General features: G+C 68.8%; 19 protein-coding genes. 12 read left to right on the top strand and 7 right to left on the bottom strand.

The window, feature by feature from the left end; genetic code table 11:
* Positions 1-23: 23 nt before the first annotated feature.
* The 3 genes from AC07PZ_RS07815 to argS all read right to left on the bottom strand — a co-directional run bounded on the left by AC07PZ_RS07815 (position 24) and on the right by argS (position 3,223).
* A complete protein-coding gene (locus AC07PZ_RS07815) occupies positions 24-671 on the bottom strand; it encodes a thiol:disulfide interchange protein DsbA/DsbL (RefSeq protein WP_495294479.1) in 648 nt (215 codons plus the stop codon).
* Between the two features lie 70 nt (positions 672-741).
* Positions 742-1,521: an SPOR domain-containing protein gene (locus AC07PZ_RS07810; protein WP_495294478.1), complete on the bottom strand. Its 780-nt coding sequence runs from the start codon at positions 1,519-1,521 to the stop codon at positions 742-744.
* 16 nt (positions 1,522-1,537) lie between these two features.
* Positions 1,538-3,223, bottom strand: a complete 1,686-nt coding sequence (gene argS, locus AC07PZ_RS07805; RefSeq protein ID WP_495294477.1) for an arginine--tRNA ligase — start codon at positions 3,221-3,223, stop codon at positions 1,538-1,540.
* A 123-nt stretch (positions 3,224-3,346) separates the two neighbouring features.
* On the opposite strand from argS, the gene AC07PZ_RS07800 reads away from it, so the two are divergent.
* Positions 3,347-3,640 carry a PsiF family protein gene (locus AC07PZ_RS07800; protein WP_495294476.1) on the top strand — a complete coding sequence of 98 codons (294 nt, stop codon included), beginning with the start codon at positions 3,347-3,349 and terminating at the stop codon, positions 3,638-3,640.
* 224 nt (positions 3,641-3,864) lie between these two features.
* On the opposite strand, the gene AC07PZ_RS07795 is transcribed toward AC07PZ_RS07800, so the two are convergent.
* Positions 3,865-4,317 (bottom strand): DUF2214 family protein, encoded by a 453-nt coding sequence (locus tag AC07PZ_RS07795; protein WP_495294475.1) that lies wholly within the window; start codon positions 4,315-4,317, stop codon positions 3,865-3,867.
* A complete protein-coding gene (locus AC07PZ_RS07790; protein WP_495294474.1) occupies positions 4,314-5,279 on the bottom strand; it encodes a LysR family transcriptional regulator in 966 nt (321 codons plus the stop codon). Before AC07PZ_RS07790 ends, AC07PZ_RS07795 begins: the two co-directional genes overlap by 4 nt.
* A gap of 128 nt (positions 5,280-5,407) precedes the next feature.
* Here AC07PZ_RS07790 and AC07PZ_RS07785 point away from each other — a divergent pair, with 128 nt between their 5' ends.
* Genes AC07PZ_RS07785 through AC07PZ_RS07770 form a run of 4 tightly spaced genes read left to right on the top strand, consistent with a single transcriptional unit; the run spans position 5,408 to position 10,311 of the window.
* Positions 5,408-6,019: a TetR/AcrR family transcriptional regulator gene (locus AC07PZ_RS07785; RefSeq protein ID WP_495294473.1), complete on the top strand. Its 612-nt coding sequence runs from the start codon at positions 5,408-5,410 to the stop codon at positions 6,017-6,019.
* On the top strand, positions 6,016-7,716 hold the full coding sequence (locus tag AC07PZ_RS07780) for an MFS transporter (RefSeq protein WP_495294472.1): 1,701 nt from the start codon (positions 6,016-6,018) through the stop codon (positions 7,714-7,716). The genes AC07PZ_RS07785 and AC07PZ_RS07780 overlap by 4 nt, the downstream gene beginning before the upstream one ends.
* A gap of 13 nt (positions 7,717-7,729) precedes the next feature.
* The gene (locus AC07PZ_RS07775) at positions 7,730-8,836 is read left to right on the top strand and encodes an HlyD family secretion protein (protein WP_495294471.1); all 1,107 of its coding nucleotides are present in this window, start codon (positions 7,730-7,732) and stop codon (positions 8,834-8,836) included.
* Entirely contained in the window at positions 8,833-10,311 is a 1,479-nt protein-coding gene (locus AC07PZ_RS07770) for an efflux transporter outer membrane subunit (protein WP_495294470.1), read from the top strand. Before AC07PZ_RS07775 ends, AC07PZ_RS07770 begins: the two co-directional genes overlap by 4 nt.
* Here the strand turns inward: AC07PZ_RS07770 and AC07PZ_RS07765 are convergent.
* On the bottom strand, positions 10,308-11,513 hold the full coding sequence (locus AC07PZ_RS07765) for a CaiB/BaiF CoA transferase family protein (protein ID WP_495294469.1): 1,206 nt from the start codon (positions 11,511-11,513) through the stop codon (positions 10,308-10,310). The two genes, AC07PZ_RS07770 and AC07PZ_RS07765, sit on opposite strands and share 4 nt — an antisense overlap.
* Positions 11,506-12,447, bottom strand: a complete 942-nt coding sequence (locus tag AC07PZ_RS07760) for a hydroxymethylglutaryl-CoA lyase (RefSeq protein ID WP_495294468.1) — start codon at positions 12,445-12,447, stop codon at positions 11,506-11,508. The genes AC07PZ_RS07765 and AC07PZ_RS07760 overlap by 8 nt, the downstream gene beginning before the upstream one ends.
* A 107-nt stretch (positions 12,448-12,554) precedes the next feature.
* Here AC07PZ_RS07760 and AC07PZ_RS07755 point away from each other — a divergent pair, with 107 nt between their 5' ends.
* The 7 genes from AC07PZ_RS07755 to AC07PZ_RS07725 all read left to right on the top strand — a co-directional run bounded on the left by AC07PZ_RS07755 (position 12,555) and on the right by AC07PZ_RS07725 (position 20,826).
* A complete protein-coding gene (locus AC07PZ_RS07755) occupies positions 12,555-13,280 on the top strand; it encodes an IclR family transcriptional regulator (protein WP_495294467.1) in 726 nt (241 codons plus the stop codon).
* Between the two features lie 122 nt (positions 13,281-13,402).
* Positions 13,403-14,413 (top strand): Bug family tripartite tricarboxylate transporter substrate binding protein, encoded by a 1,011-nt coding sequence (locus AC07PZ_RS07750; protein WP_495294466.1) that lies wholly within the window; start codon positions 13,403-13,405, stop codon positions 14,411-14,413.
* 29 nt (positions 14,414-14,442) lie between these two features.
* Complete coding sequence (locus AC07PZ_RS07745; RefSeq protein WP_495294465.1) at positions 14,443-15,474, top strand: NADP-dependent oxidoreductase; 1,032 nt, start codon at positions 14,443-14,445, stop codon at positions 15,472-15,474.
* Between the two features lie 26 nt (positions 15,475-15,500).
* A complete protein-coding gene (locus AC07PZ_RS07740) occupies positions 15,501-16,949 on the top strand; it encodes an NAD-dependent succinate-semialdehyde dehydrogenase (RefSeq protein ID WP_495294464.1) in 1,449 nt (482 codons plus the stop codon).
* Complete coding sequence (locus AC07PZ_RS07735; protein WP_495294463.1) at positions 16,946-18,061, top strand: iron-containing alcohol dehydrogenase; 1,116 nt, start codon at positions 16,946-16,948, stop codon at positions 18,059-18,061. Before AC07PZ_RS07740 ends, AC07PZ_RS07735 begins: the two co-directional genes overlap by 4 nt.
* Positions 18,062-18,202: 141 nt before the next feature.
* Positions 18,203-20,377: a malate synthase G gene (locus AC07PZ_RS07730; protein WP_495294462.1), complete on the top strand. Its 2,175-nt coding sequence runs from the start codon at positions 18,203-18,205 to the stop codon at positions 20,375-20,377.
* Between the two features lie 185 nt (positions 20,378-20,562).
* A complete protein-coding gene (locus AC07PZ_RS07725; RefSeq protein WP_495294461.1) occupies positions 20,563-20,826 on the top strand; it encodes a proteophosphoglycan ppg4 in 264 nt (87 codons plus the stop codon).
* Positions 20,827-20,943 lie beyond the last annotated feature (117 nt).

The following is a 20,943-nucleotide window of genomic DNA, read 5'->3' as shown; positions in this document are numbered from 1 at the left end:
CCGGCCGATGCCGGCGAGGAACTTCAGCCCTTGCGCGCTTCGCCGACGAGGTACTCGCAGACCTGGAGCGCCTTCTCGAGGCTGCCGGCGGTGTCGCCGTCTACATACCAGCGGCCGGCCACGCCGAGCGCGGGCACGCCGGCCACCTGGTAATCGGCCGTGACCTGCGTCGCTCGCTTGGCCTTGCCGACAACGGTAAAGGATTTGAACAAATCGCCGAACTTCTTGGCATCCAGTCCCGGCTGCTTCGCGGCCCAGGCCAGGATCGCGTCGTCGCCGAACAGGCGCTGCCGCTCGCCGTGGATTGCCTGGAAGATCTTCAGCTGGAACTCGTCGACCTTGCCCATCGCCTCGAGCGTGTAGTACAGGCGCTGCTTGACTTCCGTGTCGTTGCCGACGAAGGGCACCGGGATGCGCTTGAAGGACACATGCGGCGGCAGCGTCTTGATCCAGGGTTCGAGGCGGGGCTCGAACGCTGCGCAATGCGGGCAGTTGTACGAGAAGAATTCGACCACTTCGACCTTGTCGGCGGGCGACTCGACGGGGGCGCGCTTGCCCAACACGATGTAGTCGGTGCCGGCCTTGGGCGCAGCGCCCTGGGCGTTCACCCGGGAGGCGAATGGAAGCAACCCGAGGGAGGCTGCGGTCAGCGAAAAATCACGGCGTTTCATTGAAAAGTTTCTCCTGTGGCCTGAAAGAGCCGCCAAACGGGCGCGGAGTTCCCGCGGCCGAACGGCGGACTCAGCGCTGGACGCGCACCAGCGCGGCTTCGAGCCCGCCGCTGTCGAGTCGATCCTTGAGCCGGTCGGCGTCGTCCTTCTTGTTGAACGGGCCGGCGCGCACGCGGTAGACCGTCCGGCCCGCCTGTTCACGCTCGGTGACACGCGCCTCGACACCCATCAGGGTGAGCTTGGCGCGTTGCGCCTCGGCATCTTCGGTGGTGCGGAACGCCCCCGCCTGCACGAAGTACATGAAGGGTTCGGCGGCGCTCGCGCCACCGCTGTCCGGGGTGCCCGCGGTGCCCGAAGCACGCGCGCGGGCCAGATCGCCGAGCGGATCGGCCGACGGGCGGCCGCCGTTGTTGACTTCCACCGGTCGGCTGGTGCGCGGCACGATCGACGGAATCGGCGCCCCGGTGAGCTGCTGGTTCGGCAATGCCGTGACGCTCTGCGGCGGCGGCGCCTGTGGCAACTGCTGCGATGACGACACCTGCGGCTGCTGCTGCATCGATGGCGGCTGCACCGGTGGCTGCTGCGTCTGCGCCTGGACTGGCGGCTGGGCCGTCACCGGTGCCGGGCTGCGCGGCTGGGCCGGCTTGCCCGACAGCGGACCGTTCGGGTCCCAGTCGCGGTTCTTGCGCGCCTCGGCCTCGTCCTGCTCGGCACCGCCGCGCTGGGTCTTGGTCATGAACGGTATCGGCACCTTGGTCACGTAGACCGCGATGCCCAGCGCCACGCCCAGGCCGAAGACGATGCCGATGATCAGGCCGATGACGGTGTTGCCGCGTTGTCGTTGTTTCATGGTGGAGAGGAGGGAATCACATCTTGCGCGGCGCACTCACGCCGAGGACCGCGAGGCCATTGTGCAGCACCTGCGCGGTCGCAGCGACCAGCGCCAGCCGCGCCAGCCTGACCGGTTCCTCGTCGACCAGGATGCGCTCGGCATCGTAGTAGCTGTGGTAGCTGGCGGCGAGTTCCCGCAGGTAGAAAGTGACGTCGTGCGGCGCGAAATCCTTGGCCGCGCCGGTCAGCATCTCGGGGTACTTGGCCAGCAGCAGCATCAGCGCCTGGGCGGCCGGACTTTGCAACGCCGACAGGTCGACGCCGCCGAGCGTGGCGACATCGCCACCCCAGGCCGCCAGCACCGAGCAGATGCGCGCATGCGCGTACTGCACGTAATAGACGGGGTTGTCGTTGTTCTTGGCAACGGCCAGGTCGACGTCGAAGGTGTATTCGGTGTCCGGCTTGCGGCTGAGCAGGAAGAAGCGCACCGCGTCGGTGCTGGTCCATTCGATCAGGTCGCGCAGCGTGACGTAGCTGCCGGCGCGCTTGCTGATCTTGACCTCTTCGCCGCCCTTCATCACGCGCACCATCGTGTGCAGCACGTAGTCGGGGTAGCCGGCCGGAATGCCGACGCCGGCCGCCTGCAGGCCGGCGCGCACGCGCGCGATCGTCCCGTGGTGGTCGGTGCCCTGGATGTTGACGACCTTGTGGAAGCCGCGCTCCCACTTGGCGATGTGATACGCCACGTCGGGCACGAAGTACGTGTACGTGCCGTCCTTCTTCCGCATCACGCGGTCCTTGTCGTCGCCGTAGTCGGTCGAACGCAGCCACAGCGCGTCGTCCTGCTCGTAGGTCTTGCCGGCGTCGATCAGCTTCTGCACCGTCGCCGCGACGCGGCCGCTGGTGTAGAGACTGGACTCCAGGTAATAGTTGTCGAACTTCACCTGGAAGGCCTTCAGGTCGAGGTCCTGTTCGCGGCGCAGGTAGGCCACGGCGAACTGGCGGATCGAGTCGATGTCGTCGATGTCGCCGCTCGCGGTGTAGGCGCGGTCGTCGGCGCTCACGGTCTTCTTCGCCTTGAAGTCTTCCGCGATGTCGGCGATGTAGTCGCCGTTGTAGGCCGCTGCCTTCTCGCCGCTCGGCCACTCGGCGTCGCCGGGCTTGAAGCCCTGGAGCCGCAGCTGCGTGCTGTTGGCCAGCGTCTGGATCTGGACGCCCGCGTCGTTGTAATAGAACTCGCGGTAGACGTCGGCGCCCTGCGTGTCGAGCAGGTTGCAGATAGCGTCGCCCAGCGCAGCCTGCCGTCCGTGGCCGACGTGCAGCGGGCCGGTCGGATTGGCCGAGACGAACTCGACCAGCACGCGTGCGCCGGTGGCCGGCTGCTTGCCGAAGCGGTCGCCCGCCGCCAGAACCTCGCGCACCACCTGCTGCTTGGCGGCGGTCTTGAGGCGGATGTTCAGGAAGCCGGGGCCGGCGATCTCGATCGCCTCGACCCACTCGGCAAAGGCCGGCGTGGCGCGCAATGCAGCGCTGAGATCCTCCGCCAGATCGCGCGGCTTGCGGCCGAGCGGCTTGGCGAGTTGCATGGCCACGGTGCTCGCGAAATCGCCATGCGCCGCCACCTTGGGGGATTCGAACACGGCTTTGACGCCGGCACCGGGGGAAAAGGAATCGAGCGTGCGCGCGAAGGCCGCGAGCAGCTCCTGTTTGACCAATAGCATCGAGGGATTTTACCGGGGCATGCCCGACCACCCTCGATATTGGTCATCCGGTATCGCGGCTGAGCCGTTAGCCACAGCAGCCCGACCGGCTTTCTTCAACCTTCACTCCAAGGACACCGACCCATGAAAAAGCTTCTCACCCTGGCCGCGCTCGGCCTGAGCCTCTCGTTCGGTGCCGCGCACGCGCAGGACAAGGCGCCGACCGCCCAGCAGACCAAGATGGCGACCTGCAACAAGGACGCCACCGGCAAGAAGGGCGACGAACGCAAGGCATTCATGAAGACCTGCCTGTCGGCCAAGCCGACGGTGGTCACGCAGCAGGACAAGATGAAGAGCTGCAACGCCGATCCGAAGGCGAAGGCGCTCAAGGGCGACGAACGCAAGGCGTTCATGAAGACCTGCTTGAGTAAAGGTTAACCCCCCAGGCTTCGCGCACTTCGTGTCGCTTCGCCAACCCCCTTCCGGGGGCAACACCAGCGGCCCGGCAAAGCCGGTTCCGCGGTGAAGCTTGGCTCTCCCCCAGGCTTGCTCGCTTCGCGTAGCACCGCCAACCCCCTTCCGGGGGCAACACCAGCGGCCCGGCAAAGCCGGTTCCGCGGTGTTCCTGGAAGGGGATGAGACGGGCGGGATGCGGGCGGGGGCTACTTGCCGAAGCCGCGGGCGAGGAAGACGGCGACGAGCGGGATCACGGCGATCAGGTGGGCCTGGACCATCACCAGCTTGCGGGTCTTCTTGATGTCGGCTTCGGCGGGCAGCGTGCCGCTGTTGCGCAGCGTCTTGCGCCAGCGCATGTAGGTCAGCGTGGGAAAGATCGAGATCACGCCGATCACGATGAAGAGCGTGAGCTTCACGTGCAGCAGCGGGTTGGTCCAGTACCAGGCCGTGCCCTTCACGCCCCAGACGGTGCGGGCGATGCCGGTGGCCAGCACCATGATGGCGGCGATGCCGTAGACCAGGTCGACCTTGGCGAGCCGCTCGACCACCGCGGCATTGAGCCACTGCACGCGGCACAGCGCGGCCTCGCTGGAGATGAAGACGACCATCGTGAGGATGGCCAGCAGGTGCAGGTAGGCAAGGATCGCTTCGAGGGTCATCGCGGAGGTTCCTGGAATATCGTGGGCGCCTTCATTGTGCCGGCCCAGAAGTCGGGACGGGCGTACTCCGCCTTCAGAAAATCGACCCACAGCCGCACCCGCAGCGGCAGGTGCTTGCGCTGCGGGAACACGGCGTAGATGCCGTTCGGCGCAGCGGCATAGTCGTCCAGCACCGGCACCAGCAGGCCGGCCTCGATCTCGGCCTCGACCTCCCAGGTGCTGCGCCAGGCGATGCCGTGTCCGGCCAGGCACCAGTCGTGCAGCACCTGGCCGTCGCTGCAGTCGAGCGGCCCGTCCGGCTTCAGGTGCACCACCTCGCGTTCGCCGCCTTCCTCCGCGGCCGGCATCCGGAACGCCCAGCCACGCGTCTGCGACGCATCGCTCGACAGCGTGAGGCAGTCGTAGCGCGCCAGGTCGGACGGATGCCGGGGCGTGCCATGGCGCCGCAGGAAGCCGGGCGTTGCCACGCAGCGGCGCCGGTTGTCGGCCAGGCGCAGGCTCACCAGCGATGAGTCCGGCAAGTCGCCGACACGCACCGCGCAGTCAAAGCTCTCGCCCGCCACGTCGACCACGCGGTCGCTCAGGTTCAGCGAGATCGTCACCTCGGGATGCATCGCGTGGAAGCGCGGCACCAGCGGCGCCACGTGGCGCCGACCGAAGCCGGCCGGCGCCGTCACGCGCAGATGGCCGCTGGCCTTGACGCCGCCCGCACTCACGCTCGCCTCGGCATTCGCGAACTCCACCAGCAGGCGCTGGCAGTCCTCCAGGAAGGCGCTGCCCTCGTGCGTGAGCGTGATGCGCCGCGTGGTGCGCAGCAGCAGCTTGACGCCGAGCCGCTCTTCCAGCGCGTCGATGCGCCGGCCCATGATCGCCGGCGCCACGCCCTCGGCCTTCGCCGCGGCCGTGAGGCTGCCGCGCGTGGCGATCGACACGAAGGATTCGAGCTGGGTGAGGCGGTCCATGGCGATGGATTATCCGGAGCGCTGTGGCTGCAAGCCGACAGGCTCCCGGGTTAACCCTTGGATTTTCGGCAGCGTGTTCGATATTTCGATACAATTTAGTTTCGAAACTAATCCGTTCACTAATTCTCATGTCCGAGCCTCTTGCCAGTCCGCCGCCGGGCCGTCCGCGCGATGCCGCACTCGATGCCAACATTCTTCGCGCCGCGATGGAGCTGCTCGGCGAATCCGGCATCCACGCGGTCACTATGGACGCCGTGGCCCAGCGCGCAGGTGCCGGCAAGGCGTCGCTCTACCGGCGCTGGAAGTCGAAGGACGAACTGCTGGCCGATGCGCTCACGCTGCACTCGCCGATCGACGTGGAAGTCGACACCGGCACGTTGCGCGACGACCTGATCAAGATCTACGAGCACTACTACGGCATCGGCAACCACGTGATGCAGGTGGCCGTGCAGGAGATGCTGGGCAATGTGCGCCAGCACATGGCCTGGACCGAGAAGGTCGCGCCCGAGCGGCTGACCGCGCGGCGCGCCAAGGTGCGCGCACTGGTCGAACGCGCCGTGGCGCGCAGCGAGATCGGCGTGCCCGACGACATGGACCTGCTGCTCGACCTGGTGCCGGCCATGATCCTGTACCGCTACAACACGCGCAGTCAGAAAGTCACGCGCACCTCGATCGCCCGTTTCGTCGACGGGCTGGTGATGCCGCTGGCGCGCAAGGCAACCAGGGCGCCGCAGCCATGAGCACGACACCGGACAGCGACGCACGCATCGCCGAAGACCCGGCCGGCGAGCTCGACGAGCGCGTCCCCGAGAACATCGCCGAACCGCCGGCACCGGCCGCCCCGCTACCTGCGCCGCCCTATGTGTTGAGCGAAGGCCTGGCCATGGGCGCGGTGTCGCTGCTGCTGGCCATCACGCAAGGGCTGGGCGTGAACCTGGTCAATTCGAATCTGACCGGCGTGCAGGGTGCGCTGGGCGCAACCGCCACCGAAGCCAGTTGGCTCACCACCGCCTACTACGCGACCAACATCTCGGCCTCGCTGCTGCTGACCAAGGTGCGCTATCAATACGGCCTGCGCCGCTTTGCCGACGTCGTCATTCCGGTCTACCTGCTGATGGCGATGGCGCACTTGTTCGCGCAGCACCTGGGCTCGGCCGTGCTGGTGCGCGCAGCACTGGGGCTGGTCGCCGCGCCGCTCAGCAGCCTGACCTTCCTCTACATGATCCAGGCTTTCCCGCCGCCCAAGGCCTTCGTCGGCGTCGTGCTCGGGTTCGGGGTGCTGCAGCTCGGGGCGCCGATGTCACGCATCATTTCCGAGGACCTGTTGCAGCTGGGCCAGTGGCAAGGCCTGAACATGGTCGACACGGCACTCGCCATCCTGTGCGTCGCGGCGATCAACGTGGTGCGCATCCGGCCGATGCCCACGCAGCAGATGTTCGTGAAAGGCGACGGCTTCGTCTTCGCGCTGTACGCGCTGGCGCTGGCGCTGCTGTGCGTGGTGCTGACGCAGGGGCGGCTCCATTGGTGGACCGACACGCCCTGGCTCGGCATGTGCCTGGCCGGTGCGGTGCTGTGCTTCGGCATCTACGTCGCGATCGAACTGCAGCGCGAGAAGCCGATGATCGACCTGCGCTGGCTGATGACCCCGTTCATGCTGCGCTTCATCGGCGCCACGCTGCTGTTTCGCGTGGTGCTGTCGGAGCAGACCATCGGCGCGGTCGGGCTCATGAACACGCTCGGCTTCACCAACGACCAGATGCACCTGCTGTTCGTCTGGGTGACGATCGGCACGGCCCTCGGCTTTCTTGCCGCGCTGCTGGTGTTGCCGTCCGGCAAATTCGCCCTGTTGGGCGACACCGCCCTGGTGCTGATCATGGTGGCGGCCTGGATGGACGGCAATTCGACCGTGCTCACGCGGCCGCACGATCTCTATGTCTCGCAAACGCTGCTGGCCGTCGCGACCTCGATGTTCCTCGCGTCCGCGGTGGTGCAGGGCTTCGGCCATGTGATCGCCGGCGGCATGAAGAACCTGATCAGCTTCGTCGCGGTCTTCAGCGGCGGACAGGCGCTGGCCGGGCTCATCGGCCAGGCCTGGCTGGCCACGCTGGTGATCGACCGCCAGCGCTTGCACTACGGGCAACTGGTGGAGCATCTGCAGCTGTCCGACCCGCAGGTCGTGCAGCGCCTGACCCAGCTGGGCGGTGCCTATGCATCGACGCTGAACGACTCCGCCGCCCGCACCGGCCAGGCGCTGACGCTGCTGAGCCAGCAGGTCACGCAGCAGTCCTACGTGATGGCCTACAACGACCTGTTCCACACCGTGGCGCTGGTCTCGACCCTCGGTTTCCTCGTTTTCGCGGGCGTCAAGACGCACCGCTGGCACCGCGCGCGGCGCGCAGCGCCAGCCACCTCCGCAACACCCGCCGCTTCTTCCTGATCGCTTTCCTCTCATGTCAACACTCAGCAAAACCCTTCGTTCGCGCGGCACCTGGATCGTGCTGATCGCCACCCTGCTCTGCGTGGGCCTGGTGCTGTACGCCTGGCGCCTGCCGCCCTTCCAGACCAGCACCGAAACCACCGAGAACGCCTTCGTGCGCGGCATGGTGACCATCGTCGCGCCCAAGGTCGACGGCTACGTGGCCGAGGTCGAAGTGCAGGACTACATGGCAGTCAAGGCCGGCCAGGTGCTGGTGAAGCTGGACGACCGCATCTATCGCCAGAAGCTCGAACAGGCGCGCAGCGCGCTCGCCGCGCAAGAGGCCAACCTGGCGAACACGGCGCAGACACGGCTGGCGCGCGAAGCCGCCATCGGCAGCACGCAGGCGCAGATCGCGAGCGCGCAGGCGCAGTTGCTGAACGCACGTGCCCAGCTGTCGCGAGCCCAGGCCGACATGCGGCGCGCCACGCCGCTCGCGCAGGACGGCTCCCTGTCGCAGCGCGAGCGCGACCAGACCGAGGCCGCGCTGCACCAGGCCGAAGCCACCGTGAAGCAGGCCGAGGCCACGTCGCAGCAGACGCAGGCCGGGCACGCCGTCGCCACGCAGGACCTGCGCACCGTGATCGTCAACCGCGGTGCGGTCGAGGCATCCGTCGAATCGGCCCGCGCGGCGGTCAAGCTCGCCGAGATCGACCTCGAGAACACGCAGATCCGCGCGCCGCGCGACGGCCACGTCGGCGAGGTCGGCGTCAAGCTGGGCCAGTACGTGACGCCCGGCACGCAACTGATGGCCGTCGTGCCTTCGCAGATCTGGGTGGTGGCGAACTTCAAGGAAGCGCAGACCGCGCGCATGGCGCCCGGCCAGCCCGCGCATTTCCACGTCGATGCGCTGGCCGATGCACGGCTCACCGGTCACGTCGAACGCATCTCGCCGGCCACCGGCTCGGAGTTCAGCGTGATCAAGCAGGACAACGCCACCGGCAACTTCACCAAGATCCCGCAGCGCCTGTCGGTGCGCATCGCGGTCGACCCGGACCAGGCGATCGCGATGCGCCTGCGGCCCGGCATGTCGGTGGTGGTGGGCGTCGACACGCGCAGCGGCGCGGAAGGCCAGCCATGAAGACCGCCACACGCCGTCCCTCGACGCGGGGGACGCAAGGGACGCTGCGTCCCGGTGCGACGCTCAAGCTCGCGCTCGGCGGCGTGGCGATGGCGCTGTTGCAGGCATGCAGCAGCACGCCGCCGACCGCGGCCACGCTGGACGCGCCCATCCCCGCCGTGTGGCAGGGCCAGCGCGACGCCGCCGGCGGCGCGCCGTTGCAGACCGGCTGGTGGCGCGACTTCGGCGATCCGGTGCTCGACGGGCTGGTCGCGCAGGCGCTGGCGCACAACACCGACCTGCGCGCCGCCGCGGCCCGCGTTGCCGAAGCCCGTGCGCTCGGCGACGTGCAGCGTGCCGCGGACTCGCCGACGCTCAACCTCGGCACGAGCGGCAGCCGCGGCCAGCAGGTCAGTGCCGCGACCGGCAAGCCCTACCTTTCGAACGATGGCGTGGCGCAGTTCCAGGCGTCCTATGAAGTCGACCTCTGGGGCCACGTCGACGCACTGAACCGGGCCGCCAGCGCCCAGCTCACCGCGAGCGAAGCGGCACGCGACAGTGCCGCGCTCAGCGTGGCCGCGACCACCGCCGCCGGCTACGTCAACCTGCGCGCGCTCGATGCGCGGCTCGACGTGGCGCAACGCACGCTGGCCGCACGCGATTCGGCGCTCAAGCTGGCGCGCTCGCGGCAGGAACGCGGCTACACCTCCGCGCTCGAGACGCAGCAGAGCGAGGCCGAGTACCGCGCCACCGCGGCGGTGATCCCCCAGTTGCAGCTCGCGATCCGCCGGCAGGAGCATGCGATCAGCCTGCTGACCGGCGCCGCGCCCGGCACGGTGCCGCGCGGCGTCGCGCTGACCGCGCTGCGGCTTGCGCCGCTGCCGGCTCCCGGCCTGCCGTCGGACCTGCTGCGCCGGCGCCCCGACATCGCCGGCGCCGAGGCGCAGCTCGTCGCAAGCGATGCGCAGCTCGCTGCAGCCCGCGCGCAGCTGCTGCCGTCGCTGCGGCTGTCCGCGTCGCTCGGCAGCATCAGCTCGACCGCCCTCACCGGCGATCCGTTCAAGCTCTGGAGCATCGGTGGCAGCGTGCTCGCGCCGCTGTTCGACGGCGGCCGGCTGCGTGCGCAGGTCAGGGCGTCGGACGCGCGGCGCGAGCAGGCGCTCGCCGCTTACGAGAAGGCGGTGCTCACCGCATTCGGCGAAGTCGAAGACCAACTGGCCGGCATCGACGAACTCGCCCGCCAGAGCGTGGAGGTCGAAGCCCAGCGCAGCGCGCTGCAGGAGACATTGCGCGTTGCGAGCAACCGCTACCGCGAAGGCTATGCATCGCATCTCGACGAACTCGACGCACAGCGCAACCTGTTCAGCGCCGAGCAGACCGCACTCCAGTTGCGCGCCGACCAGCTCGCGGCACGCATCAACCTGGACCGTGCCTTGGGTGGCGGCTGGCAGCCCGCGGAACCGGAGAAGGCCGAAAAGGCGGCCAGCGCACGCTAGGCCGCGTGCGTCGGTCCCACGGCGGTGATCTGCTCGGCCTTGAAGCGGTCGATCTCCGCATCGCTGTAGCCGACCTCGCGCAACAACGCCTCGCCGTGCTCGCCGAGCGTTGGCGGCTGATGGCGGATGCCGGGGCGCTCGCCGCCGATCGTGAGCGGCAGCAGCGGCACCTTCGACATGCTGCCGTCGTTCATGCGCACCGGCGCCAGGCCGCCGGTCGCGTTCAGGTGCGGGTCGTCGAACAGCTCCTGCGGCTTGGTGATCGGCGCGAAAGGCAGCTCGTTGCGCTCGAACACGTCGCTGAGTTCGGCCGCGCTGCGTTCGGCCAGATGCGAGCGCAGGATCGGGATCATCCATTCGCGCGCCAGCACGCGGTCGTTGTTGGTCTTCAGGCGCGGATCGGCCAGCATGTCCTCCAGGCCGAAGGCGGTGCAGAAGATCTTCCATTGCTTGTCGCTGACCGCGGCCAGGAAGATCTGCTCGCCGTCCTTCACGGTGAACACGTCGTAAACGGCCCATGCCGAGATGCGGCTGGGCATCGGGTCGGCGGCGCGGCCGGTGGCGGCGAACTGCATCATGTGCTGCGCGACCAGCAGCACGTTGTTCTCGAACAGCGCGGTCTGCACCTCGCTGCCCTCGCCGGTGAGGTCGCGCTGACGCAGCGCCGCCATCGCGCCGATCGCGCCGAACATGCCGCCCATGATGTCGTTGACGCTGGTGCCCGCGCGCAGCGGGTCGCCGGCGCGGCCGGTCATGTAGGCCAGGCCGCCCATCATCTGCACCACCTCGTCGAGCGCGGTGCGGTGGTCGTAGGGGCCGGGCAGGAAGCCCTTGTGGCTCACGTAGATCAGCCGCGGGTTGAGCTTCTTCAGCGTCTCGTAGTCGAGCCCGAGCTTCTTCATGGTGCCGGGCTTGAAGTTCTCGCTGACGATGTCGGCGGTGGCGATCAGCCGCAGCGCGGCCTCCACGCCCTCCGGCTTCTTGAGGTCGAGCGCGATGCTCTTCTTGTTGCGGTTGAAGGTCGGGAAGAAGCCGGAACCGGAACCGAGCAGCCGGCGCGTGTTGTCGCCTTCGATCGGTTCGACCTTGATCACTTCGGCGCCCAGGTCGGCGAGCAGCAGGCCGCAGGTCGGCCCCATGACCATGTGGGTGAACTCGACGACGCGGATGCCGGCATACGGGAGCGGCCTGGATTCAGACATTCTTGTTTTCCTCGGTGACTGGTGTCGCATGGAAGCCCTTGGGCAGGCCGGCTTCGGGCGTCATGCCGTACACCGGTTCGCCCGGAAGACCGGCCATCAGCGGCACGCGGGCCGCCATCAGCCGGTCGATGTCGATGCCGGTGCGCACGCCCATGGCCTCGAACATGAAGACCAGGTCTTCGGTGACGACGTTACCCGATGCGCCCGGCGCATACGGGCAGCCGCCCAGGCCGCCGAGCGACGCGTCGAAGGTGCGCACGCCCTCTTCGTAGGCCGCCAGGCAGTTGGCGAGGCCGAGGCCGCGCGTGTTGTGCATGTGGGCGGCGCCCGCACGCTCGCCGATCTCGGCGCGCAGCCGGCGGAACAGCCGCCGCACCTGCGCCGGATTGGCATAGCCCACGGTGTCGGACAGGCCCGCCTCGTCGGCACCGGCTTCGATGCACTGGGCCGCGAGCCGGATCACCTCGTCCTCGGGCACGGCACCCTGCAGCGTGCAGCCGAAGGCGGTAGACAGGCCGGCCTCGAAGCCGACGTGCGGCGCCAGCTCGCGCCGCAGGGCCGCGATGGCGCGCACTTCCTCGACCATTTCTTCGCGCGTCTTGCGCACATTGGCCAGCGAATGGGCAGCGCTGGCGGACACCGGCACGGTGAGCTTGTGCACGCCGGCCGCGATGGCGGCCTCGGCGCCGCGGCGGTTCGGCACCAGCGCCATCACCACGAGGCCGGGCAGCGTGACCGCATGCCGCACCACCTCGGCCGCATCGGCCATCTGCGGCAGCAGGCGCGCCGGCACGAACGACGCGACCTCGATCTCGCGCACGCCGGCGGCGTGGAGCGCGTCGATCCAGCGCAGCTTGTCGGCGGTGGGCATGGTCGCCTTGACGGACTGCAGACCGTCGCGCGGGCCGACCTCGCTGATGAGCACATCGGTCATGGAAAGGGAGTTTGCCACGATATTCCTACTTACAGAACGATATTCTTTCCAATAGAATCATCCTTGGCTCGGCCGATTTTGTCAACCGCCCCTCCAGGAGAACCGCGATGCCCCGCAAAGCCCAGACCGAATCCATTGCCGACGCCGATGCCGCTCCCGGCGGCGCCGCCGCGGTCGACCGCGCCATCTCGCTGCTGGGCGCGTTCCAGCCGGGCGACAAGGCACTGAGTCTGGCCGTGCTGGCCGACCGCACCCGGCTGTACAAGAGCACGGTGCTGCGGTTGCTGGCGTCGCTGGAGCACGGGCACCTGATCCAGAAACTGGAAGACGGGCGCTACGCCCTGGGCGCCGAGGTGGCCCGGCTGCACGGCATCTATGCGGCGTCCTTCTCGCTCGAGCACGTGGTGCTGCCGGTCCTGCAGACGCTGGTCGGCGACACCGGCGAGAGTGCGGCATATCACGTGCCGCAGGGAAATGCGCGGCTGTGCCTGTACCGCGTCGACTCGCCGCAGCCGATCCGCGACCACATCCGCGCCGGCGACCTGCTGCCGGTAGGCCGCGGATCGGGCGGCCGGGTGCTGGCCGCCTTCTCCGGCGCAGCCGAGTCGGACGCGGAGGAACGCATCCTGAACGAGCGGATCCGCGCGCAGGGCTACTACGCCGCCAGCGGCGATCGCCTGCCTGGCGTGGCCGGCATTTCCGCACCGGTGTTTCGCGCGAGCGGCGCGCTGGCCGGCGCGGTCACGCTCACCATGCCGGCCAGCCGCTACACCGACGCCCATATTCCCGCGGTGCTGCGCGCGGCGCAGCAGCTAGCCGGCCGGGTGGGTTGAGCGCCCCCGCCAAGGGAAAACCCTAGGCGGTCTTGCCTTTGCTTTTGTCTCGGCTGCATAATTTACAGAACGATGTTCTATCTTACGGAACGCCGAATCAGAGACAAAACCCAGGAGTCCGCATGCGCTCACCCTTTTCCCCCACCCCGACCGGTCTTTCACTGAAACGCCGCCAGCTGCTGGCACTCGGTGCCGCGGCCCCTTTCATGGCACGCGAGGCACTGGCCCAGCCCGGAACCTGGCCGACCCGGCCCGTGAGGATCGTCGTGCCGTTCTCGGCGGGTGGCGCTGCGGACACGTCGGCCAGGGCCGTCGGCCAGCGCGTGAGCGACATCCTGGGCCAGCCCCTGACCATCGACAACCGCACGGGCGGCAACGCCGTGGTCGCGGCCAACGCCGTGCTCGGCTCGCCGAAGGACGGCTACACCTTCATCTGGGACGCCGCCAACCAGCTGACCAATCCCGTGCTGGTGAAGGACCTGCAGATCGACTACCGCGCGGCCTTCGTGCCGGTGACGATGGCGGTCCGCGCACCGCAGGCGCTGGTCGTGCGGCATGACTTCCCCGCGCAGACCTTCGACGAGTTCCTCGCCATCGCGCGCAGCAAGCCCGGCACGGTGTCCTGCGGCACGCCGCCCTCCGGCGCCATGGGCCACCTGGCCGTCGCCCTGCTGCAGCAGCGGGCCGACATCAAGCTGCTGCACACGCCCTATCGCGGCGGTGCCGACGCCGCGCGCGACGTGATGGGCGGCCAGATCGATTCGGCGCTGATCACCACCTCGACCGCGCGCGGCACGCTGGCCAGCGGCAAGACGCGGATGCTGGCGGTCACCAGCGCGGCCCGCGTGCAGGCCTATCCGGACGTGCCGACCATCGCCGAGCGCGGCTTCCCCGGCTACGACATGGACGACTGGTTCGGCCTGTTCGCCGCCGCAGGCACGCCCGAGGCGCCGATCAAGCGGCTCGAGGCCGCCGTGTCCCAGGCCGCGCGTGACCCGGCGCTGGCAGCGGCGCTCGCACCGCAAGGCTTCGTGCTGGTCGCGAGCAGCTCGCAGCAGTTCGCAAGCTGGATGAACAGCCAGCGCGAGCTGCTGCAGAAGCTCATCCGCGACGCCCAGATCACCATCGGCTGAATCCCGCTTCTCCCTCCACGCCACCCCCGATGACGACTCCCAACGACTCCCTGCCGACCCACCACCGCCAGATCGTCTACGCGCAGCGCCCCCACGGCACGCCGACGCTGGACTGCTTCCGCCTCGCCACCGTGCCGCTGCTGCCGCCCGCGGAGGGCCAGGTGCTGGTACGCAACGACGTGCTGTCGGTCGACCCGTACATCCGCATGCGGATGGAAGAGAAGGATTCGTACGCGCCGGTGATGGCCATCGGCGACCTCTTCGTCGGCCGCACGATCGGCCAGGTGGTGCAGAGCCGCGCGGACGGCTTCGCGCCGGGCGACTGGGTGGTGGGCCGGCTGGGCTGGCAGGACTACAGCCTGGCCGCGCCTTCGGACCTGCAGAAAATCGACCTGGCCGCCGCGCCCGCCACGGCCTACCTGGGTGCGCTCGGATCGACCGGCATCACGGCCTGGGTCGGCCTGATGGAATTCGGGCGTCCGAAAGCCGGCGAGACGGTGCTGGTGTCGGCCGCCTCGGGTGCGGTCGGCAGCGTGGTGGGGCAGCTCGCCAAGCTGCAGGGCTGCCGCACGGTCGGCATCGCGGGCGGTGCGGCCAAGTGCGCGCTGGTGCGCGACGCGTACGGCTTCGACGACTGCGTCGACTACAAGTCGGCCGACTTCGCCGCCGCGCTCGCGCAGGCGGTGCCGAAGGGCGTGGACGTCTACTTCGACAACGTCGGCGGCCCGATCCTGGACACCGTGCTGCCGCTGCTGAACAACTTCTCGCGCATCCCCGTGTGCGGCCTGGTGTCCCAGTACAACGCGACCGAACCCTACGGCGTGAAGAACCTGCGCGAGATCTTCAACCGGCGCGTGACGATGCGCGGCTTCGTGCTGTCCGACCATCGGAACCTCTGGCCCGACGCCACGCGTGCGCTGGCCGAGGCCTATGCGGCCGGCCGCCTGCATTACCGCGAAACCATTGCCGAAGGCCTCGAGAACGCGCCCCAGGCCTTCATCGACATGCTGGCCGGCGCCAACGTGGGCAAGCAACTCGTTCGCCTGCGCGCGGCCAGCTAGCCACCGACCTTTTCCAAGAACACGCCATGCATCACGCACGCTCCCATGTCGCCGGCCAGTGGTACGAAAGTGCCGGCATCACCCGCCGCCCGATCCTCGACCCGGCCACCGGACAGGCCATCGGCGAGGTCGACCTGATCGACGCCGCCGGACTCGACGCGGCGCTGGCCTCGGCCGCACGCGGCTTCGAACTCTGGCGCCGCAAGACGGGCTACGAGCGCGCCGCGCTGATGCGCGAGGCGGTCGCGATCCTGCGTTCGCGCAAGGACGAGATCGCCCGGCTCATGACGCTCGAGCAGGGCAAGCCGCTGGCCGACGCAGCCGGCGAGATCGCGACGTCGGCAGACAACATCGAATGGATGGCCGAGGAAGCCACGCGCGCCTATGGCCGGCTGCTCGTGCCGCGCACGCCGGGCGTCTCGCAGGCCGTGCGGCGCGAGCCCATCGGTCCGGTGGCGGCTTTCTGCCCGTGGAACTTCCCCGCGCTGACGCCGGCGCGAAAGATCGCGGGTGCGCTCGCGGCGGGCTGTTCGCTGATCCTCAAGCCGTCGGAAGAAACGCCGCTGACCGCCGCCGAAGTCGTGCGCGCCTTCATCGACGCAGGCCTGCCGGCGCACGTGCTGAACCTCGTCTATGGCGCGCCACGCCAGGTCTCCGAACACCTGATCGGCTCCGAGGTGATCCGCAAGATCTCCTTCACCGGATCCACCGCGGTGGGCAAGCAGCTGCTCGGCCTCGCCGCGCAGGGCGTGAAGCGCGCCACGATGGAACTGGGCGGGCATGCGCCGGTGCTGGTGTTCGACGACATCGACCCGGTCCAGGCCGCGAAGCAGGCCGTCGCCGCCAAGTTCCGCAACGCCGGCCAGGTCTGCACCAGCCCGACGCGCTTCTATGTGCAGCAAGGCATCTATGCGGAGTTCGTCGACGCCTTCGCCGAAGCGGCCGGTGCATTGCGCGTGGGCGGCGGTCTTGCGGCCGGTACGCAGATGGGGCCGCTCGCCAACGAACGCCGGGTCGAGGCGATGACCGCCCTCGTTCGTGACACCCGCGCCGAAGGTGCACGCCTCGTCTGCGGCGGCGAGCGCCCGGCCGGCCCGGGCTACTTCTTTCCGCCCACGGTGTTTGCGGACGTCCAGGACAGCGCGCGCATCATGAACGAGGAACCCTTCGGCCCGATCGTGCCCATCGCCTCCTTCGCGACCACCGAAGAGGCGCTGCAGCGCGCGAACCGGCTGCCCTACGGCCTCGCGGCCTATGCGATGACCCGCTCGCTGAGCCGTGCCGCGGCCGCCAGCGACGGGCTCGAGGCCGGCATGGTCTGCATCAACCACTTCACGGTGTCGACGCCCTCTTCGCCGTTCGGCGGCGTGAAGGACAGCGGCTATGGTTCCGAAGGCGGCGTGGAAGGACTCGACGCCTACCTGGTGACGAAGTCGGTCACGCAGCGCACGACCGGCGCGGATCTCGCGCCATGAGCGTCCTCCAGTTCCTGACCACCGTGCATTTCGGGCACGGGCTGCGGCGCGAGTTGCCGAAGCTGCTGGCGCAAAGCGGCGTCAAGCGGCCGCTGTTCGTCTCCGACAAGGGCGTGATCCGCGCGGGCGTGTTCCGCCAGGCGATCGACGCCATGCCGGGCGCCGACACCCTGCCGGTGTTCGACGACACGCCGGTCAATCCGACCGAGGCCGCCGCGGCGGCGGGCGCCAGGCTCTACCGGGACGAAGGCTGCGACGGCGTGGTCGGCATCGGCGGCGGTGCGGCGCTCGACCTGGCCAAGGCCATCGCGGTGCTCGCGACGCATGCGCCGCCGCTGTGGAACTACTGCAACCGGCACGCCAATCCGCTGTCGATCGACCGCGCTCCGCCGGTCGTTCTGCTGCCCACCACCGCGGGCACCGGCAGCGAGGTCGGCCGCTCGGCCGTCATCGTGTTCGACAACGGCGTCAAGGCCGGCGTGCGCTGCCCCGACCTGGTGACCGCCGCCATCTGCGATCCGGAGCTCACCTTCGGCCTGCCGCCGTCCATCACCGCATCGACCGGCATGGACGCGCTCGCGCACTGCATCGAGACCTACTGCTCGCCGACCATCAACCCGCCGGCCGACGCGATATCGCTCGACGGGATGCAACGCATCTTCGGCAGCCTGGAGCGCGCGGTCGCCAACGGCAGCGATGCCGACGCGCGCTTCGACATGATGATGGGCTCGCTCGAAGGCGCGATCAGTTTCCAGAAGGGCATGGGTGCCGTGCACGCGCTGTCGCACCCGATCGGCGCGCGCGGCTTCCACCATGGCACGCTCAACGCCATCCTGCTGCCGCATGTTCTGGCCTGCAACCGGGACTGGCTAGGCGCCAAGTGGGACACCATCCGGCGCCAGGCGGGCTGGGCCGAAGGCACGGACCCGGCGGCCGCGATCGCGGCACTGAACGGCCGCATCGGGCTCCCGCCGCGGCTGCGCGACATCGGCGTGGCCGAGGCCGATCTCGCAGCGGTGGCACGCGAGGCGCTGGACGACAACGCGCACAAGACCAACCCGCGCCCGCTCACGGAAAGCGACTACTTTCAGCTGCTGAATGCAGCCTATTGAAGCCGTCGAAGCCCAGATTACCCACAGATAAGTTTCGAATCAATCACGCACGGCGGGCTTAATCCGAGGGGAAGAGTCCTCTACAGTTCGGGAATGCGGTGCCTCGCGCGCCGCGCCCCCCCACTGTTTCAAGAGGCTCACATGTCCGCACGCACCACGATCCACGGCCTGCAGGTCGCCAACGAACTCCACCGCTTCATCGAAGACAAGGTGCTGCCGGCCACCGGCGTCGACAGCGCCGTGTTCTGGAAGGGCTTCGACGCCATCGTGAGCGAGCTGGCGCCGAAGAACGTCGCCCTGCTGGCCGAGCGCGACCGCATCCAGACCGAGATGGACGCCTGGCACAAGGCCAACCCGGGCCCGATCGGCGACATGCCGGCCTACCGCGCCTTCCTGGAGAAGATCGGCTACCTGCTGCCGCAGCCGAAGGACGTGCAGACCACGACATCGAACGTCGACGCCGAGCTCGCGCTGCAGGCCGGTCCGCAGCTCGTGGTGCCGATCCTGAATGCGCGCTATGCGCTGAACGCGGCCAACGCGCGCTGGGGCTCGCTGTACGACGCGCTGTACGGCACCGACGCGATTCCCGAGACCGACGGCGCCGAAAAAGGCAAGGGCTACAACCCTGTGCGCGGCGCCAAGGTCATCGCCTTCGCACGCGACGTGCTCGACCAGGCCGCACCGCTGGTCAACGGTTCGCACAAGGACGCGACCGGCTACAGCGTGAAGGACGGCCAGCTGGTCATTGCGCTGCACAGCAGCAGCACGTCGCTGCAGGACCCGGCCGCCTTCGTCGGCTACCAGGGCGACGCCGCGGCGCCGTCGTCGGTGCTGCTCAAGCACAACGGCATCCACCTCGACATCCAGATCGATCGTTCGACTGCCATCGGCAAGACGGACGCCGCCGGTGTCAGCGACGTGGTGCTCGAAGCCGCGCTGTCGACCATCCTCGACCTGGAAGACTCGGTGGCGGTGGTCGATGCGGCCGACAAGGTCACGGCCTATTCGAACTGGCTCGGCATCGTGCAGGGCACGCTGACCGAGGAAGTCGCCAAGGGCGGCAAGACCTTCACGCGCGGCCTGAACCCCGACCGCGAATACACCGGCGCCGACGGCAAGCCCGTGAAGCTGCACGGCCGCTCGCTCATGTTCCTGCGCAACGTGGGCCACCTGATGACCAATCCGGCCATCCTGTATGCGGGCGGCAAGGAAATTCCGGAAGGCATCCTGGACGCCGTGGTGACCACCACCATCGCCACCATCGACCTGAAGCGCAAGGGCAACTCGCGCGCCGGCAGCATCTACATCGTGAAGCCGAAGATGCACGGCCCGGCCGAGGTCGCCTTCGCGAGCGAGCTGTTCGGCCGCGTCGAACAGCTGCTCGGCCTGCCGGCCAACACCGTGAAGCTCGGCATCATGGACGAGGAACGCCGCACCAGCGTGAACCTGAAGGCCTGCATCGCCGAGGCGGCCGCACGCGTGGCCTTCATCAACACCGGCTTCCTGGACCGCACCGGCGACGAGATGCACACCGCCATGCACGCCGGCGCCATGCTGCGCAAGGGCGACATCAAGGGCACGAAGTGGATCGCCGCCTACGAGAAGAACAACGTGCTGGTCGGCCTGTCGTGCGGCCTGCGCGGCAAGGCGCAGATCGGCAAGGGCATGTGGGCCATGCCGGACCTGATGGCCGACATGCTCAAGCAGAAGATCGCGCACCCGAAGGCAGGCGCCAACACCGCCTGGGTGCCCTCGCCCACCGCGGCCACGCTGCATGCGCTGCACTACCACCAGGTCGACGTGGCCGGCGTGCAGAAGGAGCTCGAGAAGATCGACGCCAACGCCGAGCGCGACAACATCCTGAACGACCTGCTGCAGGTGCCGGTGGCGCCGAACCCGGTGTGGACCGATGCCGAGAAGCAGCAGGAACTCGACAACAACGTGCAGGGCATCCTCGGCTACGTGGTGCGCTGGATCGACCAGGGCGTGGGCTGCTCCAAGGTGCCCGACATCCACAACGTCGGCCTGATGGAAGACCGCGCGACGCTGCGCATCTCGAGCCAGCACATCGCCAACTGGCTGCTGCACGGCATCGTGACGAAGGACGCCGTCAATGCGACCTTCGAGCGCATGGCGGCGGTGGTCGACAAGCAGAACGCGGGCGACGCGCTGTACCTGCCGATGGCCGGCCACTTCACCACGTCGGCCGCCTACCAGGCCGCGCAGGACCTGGTGTTCAAGGGCCTGGAACAGCCGAGCGGCTACACCGAACCGCTGCTGCATGCATGGCGCCTGAAGGTGAAGGGCGAGGCCTGAAACAACAGGAGGTGACGGCGCGCTGTCCTGCGCGCCGCACGCGGGCGCTTGCGATGCGCGGCGCCCGGCTCCTACAACGTGCAAGGTCGCGTGCCGACCTCGTCCGCACGCACTGCTCTTAGCTTGGGAACCAGTCGGCCACATTCACAGGTCGACGTGGTTTCACCCAACTCAAGGAGCCTCTCATGAAGCACAGCACGCGACTTCTCGCCATCCTCGCCCTCGGCACGGCCAGCGCTGCATTCGCGCAAGGCAATCCGCCGACCACCGCGGTGCCGAACCCGGCGACGGCTGCAGGACAGCAGAATCCGGTCGGCGGACCGATGGGCACGACCGGCACCCAGGTGGCTGAACCGGCCGCACCCGGCGCCGCAGTGAACGCCACGCCGCCAGCCCCGACGATGCGCCCCGCACCGCCGGTGCGCCCGATGCGCGCCGACCGCAATTGAGCGGCATTCGCTGATCCAACGCCCGACGCGATGCCGGGATGGGCGCAGGTCCATCCCGGCATCGTGCGTGTCGCGCACCGAACACGCCGCTCATTGCCTTTCAATTCCTGCAACGGC

It is taken from the genome of Variovorax sp. GW821-FHT10B04, assembly GCF_059415645.1.
This window is presented reverse-complemented; position numbering and strand designations above follow the sequence as displayed.

Coding starts and splice junctions, on each gene's coding strand:
- AC07PZ_RS07775 (WP_495294471.1), top strand. CDS start 7,730: ATGTCAACACTCAGCAAAACCCTTCGTTCGCGCGGCACCTGGATCGTG.
- AC07PZ_RS07795 (WP_495294475.1), bottom strand. CDS start 4,317: ATGACCCTCGAAGCGATCCTTGCCTACCTGCACCTGCTGGCCATCCTC.
- AC07PZ_RS07735 (WP_495294463.1), top strand. CDS start 16,946: ATGAGCGTCCTCCAGTTCCTGACCACCGTGCATTTCGGGCACGGGCTG.
- AC07PZ_RS07810 (WP_495294478.1), bottom strand. CDS start 1,521: ATGAAACAACGACAACGCGGCAACACCGTCATCGGCCTGATCATCGGC.
- AC07PZ_RS07800 (WP_495294476.1), top strand. CDS start 3,347: ATGAAAAAGCTTCTCACCCTGGCCGCGCTCGGCCTGAGCCTCTCGTTC.
- AC07PZ_RS07755 (WP_495294467.1), top strand. CDS start 12,555: ATGCCCCGCAAAGCCCAGACCGAATCCATTGCCGACGCCGATGCCGCT.
- AC07PZ_RS07750 (WP_495294466.1), top strand. CDS start 13,403: ATGCGCTCACCCTTTTCCCCCACCCCGACCGGTCTTTCACTGAAACGC.
- AC07PZ_RS07745 (WP_495294465.1), top strand. CDS start 14,443: ATGACGACTCCCAACGACTCCCTGCCGACCCACCACCGCCAGATCGTC.
- AC07PZ_RS07725 (WP_495294461.1), top strand. CDS start 20,563: ATGAAGCACAGCACGCGACTTCTCGCCATCCTCGCCCTCGGCACGGCC.
- AC07PZ_RS07815 (WP_495294479.1), bottom strand. CDS start 671: ATGAAACGCCGTGATTTTTCGCTGACCGCAGCCTCCCTCGGGTTGCTT.
- AC07PZ_RS07765 (WP_495294469.1), bottom strand. CDS start 11,513: ATGTCTGAATCCAGGCCGCTCCCGTATGCCGGCATCCGCGTCGTCGAG.
- AC07PZ_RS07740 (WP_495294464.1), top strand. CDS start 15,501: ATGCATCACGCACGCTCCCATGTCGCCGGCCAGTGGTACGAAAGTGCC.
- AC07PZ_RS07780 (WP_495294472.1), top strand. CDS start 6,016: ATGAGCACGACACCGGACAGCGACGCACGCATCGCCGAAGACCCGGCC.
- AC07PZ_RS07730 (WP_495294462.1), top strand. CDS start 18,203: ATGTCCGCACGCACCACGATCCACGGCCTGCAGGTCGCCAACGAACTC.
- AC07PZ_RS07760 (WP_495294468.1), bottom strand. CDS start 12,447: ATGACCGATGTGCTCATCAGCGAGGTCGGCCCGCGCGACGGTCTGCAG.
- AC07PZ_RS07770 (WP_495294470.1), top strand. CDS start 8,833: ATGAAGACCGCCACACGCCGTCCCTCGACGCGGGGGACGCAAGGGACG.
- argS (WP_495294477.1), bottom strand. CDS start 3,223: ATGCTATTGGTCAAACAGGAGCTGCTCGCGGCCTTCGCGCGCACGCTC.
- AC07PZ_RS07790 (WP_495294474.1), bottom strand. CDS start 5,279: ATGGACCGCCTCACCCAGCTCGAATCCTTCGTGTCGATCGCCACGCGC.
- AC07PZ_RS07785 (WP_495294473.1), top strand. CDS start 5,408: ATGTCCGAGCCTCTTGCCAGTCCGCCGCCGGGCCGTCCGCGCGATGCC.